At 56.6% G+C, this 13,452-nt stretch carries 10 protein-coding genes and 1 tRNA gene; 5 read left to right on the top strand and 6 right to left on the bottom strand.

Features of this window, described 5'->3' with window-relative positions; translation table 11 throughout:
* The first annotated feature begins 6 nt into the window (after positions 1-6).
* Positions 7-3,780 carry a methionine synthase gene (metH, locus tag DBV39_RS13010; RefSeq protein WP_108621893.1) on the top strand — a complete coding sequence of 1,258 codons (3,774 nt, stop codon included), beginning with the start codon at positions 7-9 and terminating at the stop codon, positions 3,778-3,780.
* 124 nt (positions 3,781-3,904) lie between these two features.
* Here metH and thiC read toward each other — a convergent pair whose 3' ends face one another.
* A complete protein-coding gene (thiC, locus tag DBV39_RS13005) occupies positions 3,905-5,818 on the bottom strand; it encodes a phosphomethylpyrimidine synthase ThiC (RefSeq protein WP_108621892.1) in 1,914 nt (637 codons plus the stop codon).
* A gap of 173 nt (positions 5,819-5,991) precedes the next feature.
* On the opposite strand from thiC, the gene DBV39_RS13000 reads away from it, so the two are divergent.
* Complete coding sequence (locus DBV39_RS13000) at positions 5,992-6,585, top strand: hypothetical protein (protein WP_108621891.1); 594 nt, start codon at positions 5,992-5,994, stop codon at positions 6,583-6,585.
* Positions 6,586-6,670: 85 nt separating this feature from the next.
* Here DBV39_RS13000 and proB read toward each other — a convergent pair whose 3' ends face one another.
* From proB to rplU, 4 genes are all read right to left on the bottom strand, one after another.
* Positions 6,671-7,813, bottom strand: a complete 1,143-nt coding sequence (gene proB, locus DBV39_RS12995) for a glutamate 5-kinase (protein ID WP_108621890.1) — start codon at positions 7,811-7,813, stop codon at positions 6,671-6,673.
* A 2-nt stretch (positions 7,814-7,815) separates the two neighbouring features.
* The gene (gene obgE / locus DBV39_RS12990; RefSeq protein ID WP_108621889.1) at positions 7,816-8,922 is read right to left on the bottom strand and encodes a GTPase ObgE; all 1,107 of its coding nucleotides are present in this window, start codon (positions 8,920-8,922) and stop codon (positions 7,816-7,818) included.
* 66 nt (positions 8,923-8,988) lie between these two features.
* Complete coding sequence (gene rpmA / locus DBV39_RS12985; protein ID WP_108621888.1) at positions 8,989-9,246, bottom strand: 50S ribosomal protein L27; 258 nt, start codon at positions 9,244-9,246, stop codon at positions 8,989-8,991.
* Between the two features lie 32 nt (positions 9,247-9,278).
* Positions 9,279-9,590, bottom strand: coding sequence for a 50S ribosomal protein L21 (gene rplU / locus DBV39_RS12980; protein ID WP_108621887.1), 312 nt, complete (start codon positions 9,588-9,590; stop codon positions 9,279-9,281).
* A 137-nt stretch (positions 9,591-9,727) separates the two neighbouring features.
* On the opposite strand from rplU, the gene ispB reads away from it, so the two are divergent.
* The gene (gene ispB, locus DBV39_RS12975; protein ID WP_108621886.1) at positions 9,728-10,654 is read left to right on the top strand and encodes an octaprenyl diphosphate synthase; all 927 of its coding nucleotides are present in this window, start codon (positions 9,728-9,730) and stop codon (positions 10,652-10,654) included.
* 188 nt (positions 10,655-10,842) lie between these two features.
* Positions 10,843-10,919: transfer RNA gene (locus DBV39_RS12970), tRNA-Pro, on the top strand.
* A 138-nt stretch (positions 10,920-11,057) separates the two neighbouring features.
* Here the strand turns inward: DBV39_RS12970 and DBV39_RS12965 are convergent.
* Complete coding sequence (locus DBV39_RS12965; RefSeq protein WP_227870622.1) at positions 11,058-12,308, bottom strand: amidase; 1,251 nt, start codon at positions 12,306-12,308, stop codon at positions 11,058-11,060.
* Between the two features lie 303 nt (positions 12,309-12,611).
* Here DBV39_RS12965 and DBV39_RS12960 point away from each other — a divergent pair, with 303 nt between their 5' ends.
* Positions 12,612-13,385, top strand: coding sequence for a YoaK family protein (locus DBV39_RS12960; protein ID WP_108621885.1), 774 nt, complete (start codon positions 12,612-12,614; stop codon positions 13,383-13,385).
* The last annotated feature ends 67 nt before the right edge of the window (positions 13,386-13,452 follow it).

Here is a 13,452-nt window from a genome sequence, read left to right as displayed (position 1 = left end):
TTCGCCATGTCATATCCAAGAATTCCATATCCGATCAGTGATTACACCCGTGGACGCGCGTTTGTCGAACGATTGCAGTCCGGCATTCTCATCCTGGACGGTGCGATGGGAACCATGATCCAGCGCTACAAGTTCAGTGAGTCGGACTTCAGGGGCGAGCGGTTCGCAGACCACTTCAAGGATGTGAAGGGCAACAACGAACTGCTGTCGCTGATCCGGCCTGAGGTCGTTCGCGAGATTCATTGCCAGTATCTCGAGGCAGGTGCCGATGTGATCGAAACCAACACATTTGGTGCGACCACCATCGCTCAGTCAGATTATGGTCTCGAGAGTCTGGCCTACGAGATGAATCTGGAGTCTGCGCGAATTGCCTGTGCCGCCCGTGACCAGTACAGCTCTGCCGCGCAGCCACGATTTGTTGCGGGAACGCTGGGGCCTCAGCCTAGAACTGCGTCTATCTCCCCCGATGTCAATGATCCTGGCGCCCGTAATGTCACGTTCGATCAGCTCCATGAAGCGTATGCCGAGCAGGTCCGTGGGCTGCTCGATGGCGGCGTAGATCTGATTCTGATTGAAACGATCTTCGATACGCTCAATGCCAAAGCTGCGATTTTTGCGGTGGAGTCTGTATTTCATGAGCGTCATGAGCGCTTGCCTCTCATGGTTTCTGGCACGGTCACCGACGCGTCTGGACGCATCCTGTCGGGTCAGACGGTCGAGGCGTTCTGGAATTCGGTGCGTCACGCCCGCCCGGTCACCGTCGGTCTGAACTGTGCGCTCGGAGCGGCGTTAATGCGTCCTTACATCGCGGAATTGTCCAAAATCTGTGACACATACATCTGCGTGTATCCCAATGCTGGACTGCCAAACCCGATGAGCGATACGGGGTTTGATGAGACGCCTGAAGACACATCTGACCGTTTGCTGGAGTTTGCCCAGGCAGGTCTGGTCAACATGGCAGGTGGCTGTTGCGGAACGACACCCGAGCATATTGCACAGATTGCGAACAAGGTTCGTCCACTCTCGCCACGCCAGGTGCCTGATGTGCCGGTGAAAACCCGCCTTTCCGGGCTCGAAGCGTTGAATTTTGATGAAGAATCCCTGTTCATTAACGTGGGGGAACGCACCAACGTGACAGGGAGCAAGATGTTTGCGCGGCTTATCCGTGAGGAGAGCTATGAGCAAGCGCTCGATGTCGCCCGTCAGCAGGTCGAGAACGGGGCGCAGATCATCGACATCAACATGGACGAAGCCATGCTTGATTCCCAGGCTTGCATGACCCGGTTCCTTAATATGATCGCGTCCGAGCCTGATATCGCGCGTGTGCCCATCATGATCGACAGCTCCAAGTGGTCGGTGATCGAGGCGGGCCTGAAGTGCGTTCAGGGCAAGCCGATCGTCAACTCGATCTCGCTCAAGGAGGGAGAGGAGTCCTTTCTGGAGCAGGCTCGGCTCTGCAGGCTTTACGGAGCCGCGGTAGTGGTCATGGCATTTGATGAGCAGGGGCAGGCCGACTCGCTGGCTCGTCGTAAGGAAATCTGTCAGCGTGCCTATGAGCTGCTGACCCGGGAGGTGGGTTTCGCGCCAGAGGACATCATTTTTGATCCAAACGTGTTTGCGATCGCGACGGGGATTGAAGAGCATAACAATTACGCAGTTGATTTCATCCAGGGCGCCGCTTGGATTCGCAAAAATCTGCCGTACGCACGACTCTCGGGTGGTATATCGAATGTGAGTTTTTCGTTTCGCGGCAATGAGCCCATGCGCGAAGCGATTCATACCGTCTTCCTGTACTACGCGATCCGTGAAGGCTTGAGCATGGGCATTGTCAATGCTGGCCAGCTGGGTGTCTATGCCGATCTTGATCCGGTGCTGCGGGATCTGGTAGAAGACGTGGTGCTTAATCGTGAGAGTCCGGTCGGGCGAACGGATCCGCAGGATGAGCGCACCAGCACCGAGCGTCTGGTTGAGTTTGCAGACACCGTCAAAGGCTCCGCATCTCGCAGGCAGGAAGACTTGAGCTGGCGCGAGCAAAGTGTCGAGAAGCGGCTCTCGCATGCGCTGGTTCACGGAATCACCACTTTTATCGTCGAAGATACCGAAGAGATTCGACAGGCGATCGAACAACGTGGCGGACGTCCTATCGAGGTCATTGAAGGGCCATTGATGGACGGCATGAACGTGGTGGGTGATCTGTTCGGGCAGGGCAAGATGTTTCTGCCCCAGGTGGTGAAGTCTGCCCGGGTCATGAAGCAGGCCGTCGGTCACCTGATTCCGTTCATCGAGGAAGAGAAAAAGCAGATCGAAGCCGCTGGCGGAGATGTCAGAGCCAAGGGCAAAATCGTGATCGCCACGGTCAAAGGAGACGTGCACGATATCGGGAAAAATATCGTGACCGTGGTCTTGCAGTGCAATAACTTTGAAGTGGTCAACATGGGGGTGATGGTGCCGGCGACCCAGATCCTTGACTGTGCCAGGGAAGAAGGTGCCGATATCGTCGGTCTGTCGGGACTGATCACACCCAGTCTTGAAGAGATGGCCTATGTTGCGAGCGAGATGCAGCGTGATGAGTACTTCCGTTCGCGCAAAATTCCGCTCCTGATCGGGGGCGCGACCACGAGTCGCGTACACACCGCTGTCAAGATCGCACCCAACTATGACGGTCCTGTGATTTATGTGCCGGATGCAAGCCGTTGTGTCGGTGTTGCCCAGAACCTCGTGTCTGACAATGCCCAGACCTACATTGACCAACTCGCCGAGGACTATGAGACAGTCAGGCGCCGGCACGCTAACAGGCGGACGACGCCGCTGATGCCGATTCAGGATGCTCGCAAGAGCAAACCGCAGATTGACTGGAGTGCCTACATACCGCCCAGACCCAAGTTCATTGGCCGTCGTGAGTTTCGTAACTATGATCTGGCTCAACTCGCCGAGTACATCGACTGGACGCCATTTTTCCAGACCTGGAGTCTGTTTGGACAGTATCCTGCGATTCTGGATGATGACGTGGTCGGCGAACAGGCGCGCAAGGTGTTCGCTGACGGCCAGGCCATGCTGCGCAAGATTGTTGAAGGTCGCTGGCTTACTGCCAGCGGTGTGATGGCGTTTTATCCCGCCAGTCAGGTCAATGATGACGATATTGAGGTCTATGAAGACGAAAGTCGCCAGAAAGTGCTGTTTACCTGGAGGGGGCTGAGGCAGCAGGGCGTCAAGCGCGAAGGTGTCGACAACAAGTGCCTTGCTGATTTCATCGCACCCAAAGACAGCGGGGTCGTTGATTACATCGGGTTGTTTGCCGTGACAGCGGGTCTCGGTGTGGAGAAGAAGGAGGCCCAGTTCATGGCAGCCAACGATGATTATTCGGCGATCATGTTCAAGGGACTTGCAGACAGACTCGCCGAGGCGTTCGCGGAAGCCCTGCATGCCCGTGTGCGTCGTGATCTCTGGGGCTATGCCGCCGATGAAGAACTAGATAACAGTCAATTGATTGCCGAGGCCTATCAAGGTATTCGCCCGGCGCCAGGCTATCCCGCCTGTCCGGAACACGTGGTCAAGCGAGAGATGTTTGAGGTGCTGCAGGCCGAGGCAATCGGCATGCAGCTGACGGAAAGCTATGCAATGCACCCGGCAGCAAGTGTTTCAGGTTTTTACTTCAGCCATCCGAAGTCGCAGTATTTCAATGTCGGCGTGATCGGAGAGGACCAGTTGCGAGATTATGCGCAGCGCAGTGGACGTTCGGAAGATGAGCTCCAGCGCTCGCTTGCGCCGGTGCTCGGCTAATCACCAAGGCAGGAAGGTGCGAGAAGGTGGGATAGTGGGCCGACGGCTCAGCTGTTTCCTCCTGAGGGATATCAGCGGGCGGGGATCACGAGCGTGCGCTGTGCCCCGCCTGATTGCTCTGGTTTCAGGTCTTCTGGTAAAGCTGTGAACCCTTTGAGACAAATTCCACGGCTTTTTCCTGCATACCTTTCTGCAAGGCCGCGGCTTCGTCGACTCCCAGTTTCTCTGCATACTCTCTGACATCCTGGGTGATTTTCATGGAGCAGAAGTGTGGGCCGCACATGGAGCAGAAGTGCGCCACTTTCATGGAGTCTTTGGGCAGCGTTTCATCATGAAACTCTTTGGCCGTGTCCGGGTCCAGTCCCAGATTGAACTGGTCTTCCCAGCGGAACTCGAATCGGGCCTTCGATAGCGCATTGTCCCGGATGGCGGCCCCGGGGTGTCCTTTGGCGAGATCCGCAGCATGGGCAGCAATCTTGTAGGTGATGATGCCGTCCTTGACGTCCTTCTTGTTTGGCAGGCCCAGGTGCTCCTTGGGCGTTACATAGCAGAGCATTGCAGTGCCATACCAGCCGATCAGTGCGGCACCGATGCCGGAGGTAATGTGGTCATAGCCGGGCGCAATGTCGGTTGTCAGGGGGCCCAGCGTGTAGAACGGTGCCTCGTCGCAGTGCTCGAGTTGCAACTCCATGTTCTCCTTGATCATGTGCATGGGCACATGACCCGGACCCTCAATCATGACCTGTACGTCGTGCTTCCACGCAATCTTGGTCAGCTCACCTAGCGTCTTGAGCTCAGCAAACTGGGCTTCGTCGTTGGCGTCATAGGTGGACCCGGGACGCAGTCCGTCGCCGAGCGAGAATGCAACGTCGTAGGCTTTCATGATGTCGCAGATGTCCTCGAAATGCTCGTAGAGGAAACTTTCCCGGTGATGAGCCAGACACCATTTGGCCATGATTGAACCGCCACGCGACACAATGCCGGTCAGTCGCTCTGCGGTCATCGGGATGAACGGCAGTCTGACGCCGGCGTGGATCGTGAAATAATCCACTCCCTGTTCGGCCTGTTCGATCAGGGTGTCACGGAAGATCTCCCAGGTCAGGTCTTCCGCTTTGCCGTTGACCTTCTCGAGTGCCTGGTAGATCGGCACCGTTCCGATCGGTACAGGTGAGTTGCGGATGATCCACTCACGGGTTTCATGAATGTGTTTGCCTGTGGAAAGATCCATGACTGTATCGCCACCCCAGCGAATGGACCAGGTCATCTTTTCCACCTCTTCGGCAATCCCGGAACTGACGGCCGAGTTGCCAATATTGGCGTTGATTTTTACCAGAAAATTTCGCCCGATGGCCATTGGCTCTGATTCGGGGTGGTTTATGTTGGCCGGGATGATCGCCCTGCCGCGGGCAACCTCGTCACGCACAAACTCGGGCGTGACCTTGGCGGGGATGGACGCGCCAAAAGACTGACCCGGGTGCTGGCGCAGCAACCGCTGAACCAGCTTGTCACCGATCGGACTGCTTGCGCGCAGCGCCTCGATGTAGTGCTCAAGACGCTGGTTCTCACGGATGGCCACGAACTCCATCTCAGGGGTGATGATGCCTTGACGGGCATAGTGCATCTGGGTCACGTTGTGACCGCTTCGGGCACGCCGGGGTGGACGTTGCAGGTCAAAGCGCATGGCCGAGAGCAAGGGGTCTGTCAGACGCTCTTGACCGTAATGGCTGGTCGGGCCAGACAGAACCTGGGTGTCGTTGCGCTCCTCGATCCATGCTTTGCGAATCGCAGGCAATCCCTTCCGAATGTCGATTTCAGCCTGGGGATCCGTATACGGGCCACTGGTGTCATAAATCGTCAATGGAGGGTTTTTTTCACCACCAAATGATGTCGAGGTATCTGATTGATCGACCTCCCGGAACGGGACACGGATGTCCGGGCGTGATCCTGTTTCGTAGACTTTGCGTGACTTGGGCAGAGGTGCAACGGCAGCACTGTCAACCTGAGCGGTTGCAGCGAGAAATTTTGGATTGGCGTTCATTGAAGCTCCAAAGAAAATGGAGCCGAGTCGGGATGGATTCGTACTTTACGAAACGCGCTCCCAGCGTCGGCATTATCCGTACTGGTGCGAAGGGACTCTCTCAACCGGGCCGTCCTGGCCCAGTACCCCCTGCGTTGACCACGTTAGTATAGAGGCTTGTTGCGCTGGAGCCTATGGTGGAAACACTCATATTCAAAACGTTGTCAGGGGTGAACGGATTTGCCCGCCATATCAGCCGACTGGCAGGCATGGTTTGCCTGACGCTGCTTGTCGGCTGTGGAGCGATGTGGGAGGCAGCGTATCCACTGCAGGATCCTCGTGAAGACCTGACTTTCCATCTGGCCAGTTTTACGCCCTATGCGGACTGGAACTTGCGGACCGGACCACTGGGCGACCCACAGATCTATGTTCAGCAATCTGCCCTGTTCACTGGGGCATCCATCGAAATGGCTGCTCCCATGGTGGATGCAGGCAAGCAGTACTTTGTGGGGGTCAAACTTGAACCGGTGGCAGCGCGGCGCCTCGCCGGTGCGACCCGTGCGCCAGAGCAAGTCTCGAGTGTTGTGCGCAAACCCTCGCTGCCTGGAAAGCTGCTTGCCAGAGCGCCTGGTGGATGGCAAGGATACATCGCCTTGTTGGAGCGGTCGAAACTTGTTTCTGTCATGCCTGTCGATCAGCCCATTGCTGGTGGAACGTTTGCGATACCGGTTATCGATGCGGCAGCGGCGCAGGCCTTGTCAGACGCGCTCAGTGCGCGCCCGGACTGAGGCCGGTCAGGCATGTCAATCACAAGTGGCGATTGCAAGGATCGTCTGACGTCTGCAGCAGGCGGTGGTTCGTCCTGATCGTACGTCAGAAGGGCGTCAGCACAACCAGATTGTCCCGATGGATCAACTCGGAAGGGGTCATCTCGCCCAGAATCTGCGGGATCTGGTGGCTGGGTTTGCCGATGATCTGACGCGCGTCGTAGGCGGAGTAGTTAATCAGACCCCGGGCATGTTCGTGACCATCCGTATCAACACAGGACACCAGATCACCTGGCTCGAACACGCCATCAATGGCCTTCACGCCAATGGGTAACAGGCTTTTACCGTCGATCATAATGGCCCGGATGGCGCCCGCATCCAGTGTGACGCGTCCGCGCAGTCTCAGGTGATCAGCCATCCATTGCTTGCGTGCCGACCACACGGGCTGGCTGGCAAGCAGCACGCTGCCAATCGATTCCCCGTGGCACAGTCGCAGCAGAACGCCTTTCTCCTGGCCGGATGCGATGACCGTGTGTGCACCACTGCGAGCAGCCCGTTTGGCTGCCAGGACCTTGGTAAGCATGCCCCCTTTGCCGAGATGGCTGCCAGCACCACCCGCCATCTGCTCCAGCGCCGGGTCACCTGCCTTGGCATAACGGACCAGCTTTGCGTCTGGATTCTTGCGTGGATCGGCGTCATAAAGTCCTGACTGGTCTGTCAGAATGATCAGGGCGTCGGCTTCCACCAGATTGGTGATCAGGGCGCCCAGGGTGTCGTTGTCCCCCACCTTGATCTCGTCGGTCGAAACGGTGTCGTTCTCGTTGACGATAGGGATCACCCCGAGCCGCAACAAAGAAAACAATGTTGATCTGGCATTGAGATAACGCAGGCGGTCTGCCAGATCTTCGTGTGTGAGCAGGATCTGTGCGGTTCTGAGCCCGTGCGCGGCAAACGCGGTCTCATAGGCCTGTGCGAGGCCGACCTGGCCAACTGCGGCTGCTGCCTGGAGCTCGTGCATCTCCTTGGGACGTTTGTCCCACCCTAGTCGGGCCATGCCTTCAGCGATGGCGCCGCTCGACACCAGTAGCACGGACTTGCCCATCTGCCGCAAAGTCGCGATCTGGGATGACCAGTGGGCAACGGCATCCAGATCAATGCCTTGTCCGTTGTTGGTCACAAGTGTGGAGCCGATCTTGATGACCAGGCGATTGCTTTTACTGAGCGCATCGGCTGCCGAAACGCTGTCCATATTCACTGCTGATCTCCTCGAGTGGGGTCAAACCTGGGGTCGATCTCGACGTCTTCATCGCCAGTCACCCCGTCTTCAAGGTGCTGCTTGTCACGCGCGACATCCAGCGCATCCTGAAGGGCGTAGATCAGTTTCCGAGTGCCGTCTCCGGTCAGGGCCGAGATGGTGAATACGGGGCCTTTCCACTGGCTGGATGCGAGAAACGCCTCGCGTGCAGCCTCTGGATCTTCCACCATATCGAGTTTGTTCAAGATGAGCCATCTTGGCTTGTCAAACAAGGCCTGGTCGTAGCGCTGCAGTTCCTTCTCGATTGCCTGCATCTCTTTGACGGCCTGTGAAATGCGGTCAGCATCCGGATCCGGGTTCGAGAGGTCAACAAGGTGCAGCAGGATGCGGGTGCGGCTCAGGTGTCTTAGAAACAGGTGGCCGAGTCCTGCTCCTTCAGACGCTCCTTCGATCAGTCCGGGAATGTCCGCCACCACAAAACTTCGCTCGGCTGAGGTTCTGACAACCCCGAGATTCGGGTGCAGAGTGGTAAACGGGTAGTCTGCAATTTTGGGGCGCGCGTTGGAAATTTTGCTGATGAGAGTCGATTTGCCTGCATTGGGCATGCCAAGCAGACCGACATCAGCCAGTACTTTCAACTCTAGCCTCAGGCGCCGCTGTTCCCCGTCTTCGCCCGGGGTGAACTGTCGTGGCGCGCGGTTGATGCTGGATTTGAAACGGATGTTCCCCAGCCCGCCCTGTCCACCTTTTGCCAGTGTGACGGTCTGACCGTGTGTATCAAGATCGTGCAGCAGTTCATTGGTTTCTGCGTCGTAGATCATGGTGCCAACGGGCATGCGTAGCACCACGTCGTCTGCGCCGGCTCCGTACTGGTCCGAGCCTCGTCCGTTCTCGCCGTTGCGAGCGAGGTGCTTGCGAGCGAAACGGTAGTCGACGAGCGTGTTGATGTTGCGGTCGGCTCTGGCAATGACGCTGCCGCCGCGGCCGCCGTCTCCGCCATCGGGTCCCCCCTTCGGGATGAACTTCTCCCGCCGGAAGCTTGCGGAACCGTTGCCGCCCTTTCCTGCGATGACCTCAATGGTCGCTTCGTCGACGAATTTCATAATCTATTCTTCAAAAAAAGAAGCCCTGCCGAAATCGACAGGGCCACGCTCCTGGGAGGGCTTCGATTATTCTGAGATGATCGAAACCGTCGACTTGTTCAGTCGACCTTTGACTGCAAATTTGACCTTGCCGTCTGTCAGTGCGTACAGTGTGTGGTCCTTGCCGATGCCGACATTGACTCCGGGGTGGAACTTTGTACCGCGCTGACGAACGATAATGGAACCGGCCGAAATCAGTTCGCCACCGTAGCGTTTGACGCCAAGTCGCTTCGATTCTGAATCGCGACCGTTGCGGGTTGAGCCGCCGCCTTTTTTCTGTGCCATGTTTGACTCCTTAGCAATCGAGTGTGCCTGAATCAGGCAGTGATCGACTCGATACGGATTTCCGTATAGTTTTGACGATGACCTTGCCGCTTCTGATAGTGCTTGCGACGACGCATCTTGAAGATTTTGACTTTGTCGTGGCGACCGTGCGCAAGAACTGTGGCCTTGATAACGGCACCGTCAACGTGAGGCGTTCCGATCTTGATCTGATCGCCTTCACCAACTGACAGTACTTCGTCCAAGGTAATTTCTTGCCCAATCTCCGCCGGTATCTGTTCTATCTTGAGTTTTTCGCCGGTAGCAATGCGATACTGTTTGCCACCAGTTTTTATGACCGCGTACATGGGTTAACCTCTTGGTTTGCCTGAATTTAGTATTTCGGAAATTTCCGAACCAGTGATAATATCATTTAACCGTTTGAAAGTCAAAGAAATTGTCTGCTCATTCTCTCTCGGAACTCCTGGCGCCAATCGCCGATGACATGAAAGCTGTGGATGCTGCCATCCGCAAGCGGCTTGATTCGGACGTTGTGCTGATCAGAACCATTGGTGATTACATCATTGGCTCGGGCGGCAAGCGTCTGCGGCCGGCACTCGTCCTGCTCTCGGCAAAGGCGTGTGGCTATCAGGGCGAACAGCATGCGCTCATGGGGGCAATTGTGGAGTTCATCCACACGGCCACATTGCTGCATGATGATGTCGTTGACGAGTCTGATCTGCGTCGCGGCCGGTCCACGGCCAATGCGGTATTCGGCAACCCGGCCAGTGTGCTGGTGGGCGATTATCTTTACTCCCGCGCTTTCGAGATGATGGTCGATATCGATCGCATGCCGATCATGCGCACCATGGCTGAGGCAACAACGGTCATTGCCGAGGGTGAAGTCCTGCAGCTCCTTAATGTTCATGATCCGGACGTGACAGAGGACCGCTATCTGACCGTGGTTCGTTACAAGACCGCCAAGTTGTTCGAGGCTGCTGCGCGGTGTGGTGCAATCCTGTCGGACGTTTCCGAAGAGCAGTGTGATGCGATGGCAAGCTATGGCCGACACCTCGGTACAGCTTTTCAGTTGGTTGACGATCTGCTCGATTACTCTGGAGACGTGCAAGCGATCGGCAAGAACGTCGGTGATGATCTGCGCGAGGGCAAACCAACACTACCACTGCTAAGAGTGCTGACGGTGGGTACTGAGGAGCAAAAGGCGTTGATTCGCTCGGCTATCGAGAATGGTAGTGGCGACTTCGAGGGAGTGGCGCATGCTATCCGTCAGACTGATGCGCTGGAGCATACACGCCGGGCGGCGATGCGGGAGGTCGATCGTGCAATTGAGGCACTCGGGGGTGTGGCGCAAGGGAGCTGGAAGGATTTGCTGGTGAGTATTGCCCATGTTTCGGTTGATCGAGATCATTGACGTAGCCAGGTTCCAGAAAACTGCTCTGTAAAACCTGTTAGAATCCGTAGTCTTGAAATTCACGTCTGCTTACATTCTGGGTCTGATTCAGATGGCGCAGATGGTTCATACGAAATTCAATTTCCCGGTGCTGGTTCGCGACACGGCAATCCTGTTGCCCAGATCTGAACCAGTAGCATGCCCGACGTCGGGGCGTAGCTCAGCCTGGTAGAGTACTGCGTTCGGGACGCAGGAGTCGGAGGTTCGAATCCTCTCGCCCCGACCATCATTCAAAAAGCCCCTCTGAGGGGCTTTTTGCTGTGCGCTTGCAGTCTATCCCGCACTCGTGCGCTTCAGTGTCTCGTCGAATACGCCGACCATTCTGATAGCTATCGCGACCTGACTAGCATCGCACAGGACTGACTCAGGACTGACTCAAGGTTGTTGCTGTCTTGATAGCCAGACGCAACAGTGCCAGGTCACTGCCTGCTGGTCCGAGCAGTGAGATGCCCACAGGCTTTCCTTCGGCTGTTTTGAGCGGGATGCTGACTTGCGGTAGTCCTGCAAGACCTGCAATGCAGGTGATGCGCATCGTTCGCATGCGCACCTGATCGACTTCTTCCGGGGTCGCGTCAATGTACGGTGCAGTGCTGGCCGAGGATGGTAGCACCATGACACCGTTGTTTTGCAAGACCTCCCGAACAGCCTTGCGGATCTGGCTCATCTCGCTCTTGGCGGCGTCTGCCTGTGCGTGTGTGACCGTGCTCGCGAAGCGAAATCGCTTTGCGATGGGATCACCGAAAGCAGGGTGGTGTTGTTCAATCCATTCGCCATGTGCTTTCCATGCCTCGTACGCACCAGCAATGTGATAAGCCATGCGCCAGGTCTCGAGGTCCTGATTCTGTGCAAGTGGACTGGCTGTTCCGAGTTTGATGCCAGGCATCTCTGCCACGCAGGTCTGGACTGCCTCAAGCAAGGGGTGAAGATCTTCATCGGCGATCTGCCACGGCTCGTCAAAGTGCAGTACTCGATCGAAATGGTGTCGGGTTGAGGGCAGTAGCACCTGCGCGACCCGTTCGAACACGCTCGCTTTGCTGGCAAGCCAGCCGACGGTATCAAACGATCGCTGCAGCGGCATCACTCCTGCGACGGGTATTGCTCCATGCGTGGTCCGGATGCCCCAGACGCCACAGTAGCTGGCAGGAATCCGGACCGATCCACCGGTGTCGGTGCCGAGCGCAAAATCCACGGACTGCGCTGCAACTGCAGCCGCAGATCCGCTGGACGAGCCGCCCGGTACGCACCCCGGTGCCAGGGTGTTCAGAGGCGCTCCGTAATGAACATTGTCACCATTGAGGCTGTAAGCCAGTTCATCAGTGATCACTTTGCCGCAAAGCTTGGCGCCAGCGTCCAGAAGCGACTGGACGACCGGGCTGGTTAGCGTCGCAGGTTGGTGAGTATCGAGCCAGACTGGGTTGCCGAAACCCGTTCGATGGCCAGAAATATCGTAGATATCCTTGGCAGCAAACGTCAGACCGTTGAGGCTGCCGTTGGGGGTGCCTGTGATAACAAAACGTCCATGAGGAACCCAGGCCCGGGCTGTGTCGTCAACTGAAAAAACGGGACCAGGGTGGTGTGGGTCAGGTGCGCGCCCAGGCTGGGCCATGTCGTTCATGCCGGGTTCCTCCTTTCTTGCTTCGTATTACTTCGCGTTCGCTTGGCCAATACACATGGCTCTAGCAAAAAACATGCCGACCGCAGACCCGTGCTGGCCCGTCAGGATTCCCGTAACAGGTCGACAGATCACTCGTTCAAACAAAAAATGGTTACCTTTAGCGTGTTACCTTCAGGGTGGCACTGGATCATTGCGATGCAGTCGCCATATGGATGGCTCGCATGCCTTTGGAACGTCTTGTGTCGGCCAGTCAGGCTGTGGTCATCCGCTTCAGATTCCAACTCGCCTGTCACTGCTGCACCCATGTTTTCTTTTTATATTCGACTCACTGGCAAGAACCGGGATCACCGCACAAATCGGGTCCTGGGCGTTTTCATGGCGTTTGTCGCAGGTGCAGTCAACGCGGGCGGCTTTCTGGCGATCCAGAAGTACACCTCTCACATGACTGGCATCATCTCTGGTATTGCTGATGACCTGGTCATCAGTGAACTCAAAGTGGTGTTTGCAGGTGTAGTAGCACTGGCAAGCTTCGTGGTTGGGGCGGCAACCACGTCGGTGTTCATTAACTGGACGCGTCGCCAGGGATTGCATAGCGAATACGCGCTCTCCTTGTCGCTGGAAGCATTTCTGCTTCTCATATTCGGTCTGTTAGGTGCCAACCTGAATGTCCTGGTGGAAGTTTTTGTCCCGACGACGTTTATCTTGCTTTGCTACATCATGGGGTTGCAGAATGCCCTGATGACCAAGGTGTCGCGTGCGGAGATCCGGACGACGCACATGACAGGAATCGTGACGGATATCGGAATTGAGCTTGGCCGGCTTTTTTACTGGAACAGAAGCCGGCACCACACACCCGAGCAGAACGTACGGGCAAATCGCAGCAAACTGGCCATCCACCTCTCTGTCTTTGCGTCATTTCTGGTTGGCGGGATTGTGGGGGCTTACTCGTTCAAGGCGTACGGGTACCAGATGACGATCCCGATTGCCTTGTTTCTGTTCGTGCTGGCAGCCCCTCCGCTGGTTCAGGATGTGTATGCGTATCTGCGTGGCAGGCGACTTGGGAGCAGGGCTGGTTGATCGGCAGCGTCGGCATATTGCCACGCGTTGGGGCAGGGATTCTGATGTGAAACAAGGAGTGTCATTA

Source organism: Orrella marina, from assembly GCF_003058465.1.
Lineage (GTDB): Bacteria > Pseudomonadota > Gammaproteobacteria > Burkholderiales > Burkholderiaceae_B > Algicoccus > Algicoccus marinus.
Note: the sequence above shows the minus strand (reverse complement) of the source record. Positions and strands in the feature narration are given on the sequence as shown.

Coding starts and splice junctions, on each gene's coding strand:
- metH (WP_108621893.1), top strand. CDS start 7: ATGTCATATCCAAGAATTCCATATCCGATCAGTGATTACACCCGTGGA.
- thiC (WP_108621892.1), bottom strand. CDS start 5,818: ATGAACGCCAATCCAAAATTTCTCGCTGCAACCGCTCAGGTTGACAGT.
- DBV39_RS13000 (WP_108621891.1), top strand. CDS start 5,992: ATGGTGGAAACACTCATATTCAAAACGTTGTCAGGGGTGAACGGATTT.
- proB (WP_108621890.1), bottom strand. CDS start 7,813: ATGGACAGCGTTTCGGCAGCCGATGCGCTCAGTAAAAGCAATCGCCTG.
- obgE (WP_108621889.1), bottom strand. CDS start 8,922: ATGAAATTCGTCGACGAAGCGACCATTGAGGTCATCGCAGGAAAGGGC.
- rpmA (WP_108621888.1), bottom strand. CDS start 9,246: ATGGCACAGAAAAAAGGCGGCGGCTCAACCCGCAACGGTCGCGATTCA.
- rplU (WP_108621887.1), bottom strand. CDS start 9,590: ATGTACGCGGTCATAAAAACTGGTGGCAAACAGTATCGCATTGCTACC.
- ispB (WP_108621886.1), top strand. CDS start 9,728: ATGAAAGCTGTGGATGCTGCCATCCGCAAGCGGCTTGATTCGGACGTT.
- DBV39_RS12965 (WP_227870622.1), bottom strand. CDS start 12,308: ATGAACGACATGGCCCAGCCTGGGCGCGCACCTGACCCACACCACCCT.
- DBV39_RS12960 (WP_108621885.1), top strand. CDS start 12,612: ATGTTTTCTTTTTATATTCGACTCACTGGCAAGAACCGGGATCACCGC.